A 950-nucleotide genomic window follows, 5' to 3' on the forward strand; every position below is an offset into this window, starting at 1 on the left:
ATGACCCTGTTCGCCTATGCTCGCCAGGTATTCTCTGGTCGAAAAATCGTTCAAATGAATGAAGAAGTCATTCCTATGAAATGGCTGAGTCAGGATACCTATGTCTGTTATCGAACCATAAATAGTTTTCGGGCTAGCACACACGCCAATCAGCTCATCAAATCTGCCTTCATCTACTTCACTCTCCTCCTCAGAGAGAATGGATTGATTGAAGATGAGGCTCTCTTCATTGACGGGACTAAGGTAGAAGCTGATGCCAACAAGTATTCTTTCACGTGGAAAAAGGCCGTTGAACGCTATGAAGATGCCTTGAATGGAAACATTTCTGCCCTTTATGACAAGCTAGTTCAAGAAGGGGTGAATACTGCCTTGTCCAAGGAAGAATGCCTCACTAGCGAGGGACTCAAACAACTCCTACATGAGACAGAACAAGTATTGGATGAGGTGGAAGAAGCTATCTCACAAGAGCCTAAAGTCAGTAAAGGTGGATCAGCCAACAAACAGAAACGAAGAAGAATTAAGAAACTAAAGAGAAAGTTGAAAGAGGATTTTCTTGTTCGGAAACAGAAGTACGAACGAGATAAGCAGATTCTACAAGAGCGAAACTCCTACTCAAAAACAGATCCCGACGCTACATTCATGAGAATGAAAGAGGATCATATGAAGAATGGTCAGCTCAAACCAGGTTACAACCTCCAACTTGGTACAAACAACCAGTTTGCCTTGGCTTACGGATTGTATCCGAATCCAACTGACACTCGGACGCTCAAGCCCTTTCTTCAATCCATCCAAACCTTAGAACTCTTTCAACACATTGTCGCGGATGCAGGTTATGGTAGTGAAGAAAATTATAGCTTTATCGTTGATGACCTGGAGAAAACACCTCTGATTCCCTACGGAACATATCAGAAAGAGCAGAAGAAAAGCTATAAGAAGAGTGATGCCAATCC

Annotated in this window: 1 protein-coding gene; it reads left to right on the forward strand. The window is 42.7% G+C overall.

The genetic code is table 11. The features are described 5' to 3' along the window. Positions 1-950 (forward strand): transposase (locus C1G57_RS09075; RefSeq protein WP_153045621.1); only part of this gene is annotated, 950 nt, incomplete at both ends.

Origin of the sequence: Streptococcus suis, from assembly GCF_002960425.1 — a bacterium.
GTDB classification, from domain to species: Bacteria; Bacillota; Bacilli; order Lactobacillales; family Streptococcaceae; genus Streptococcus; species Streptococcus suis_S.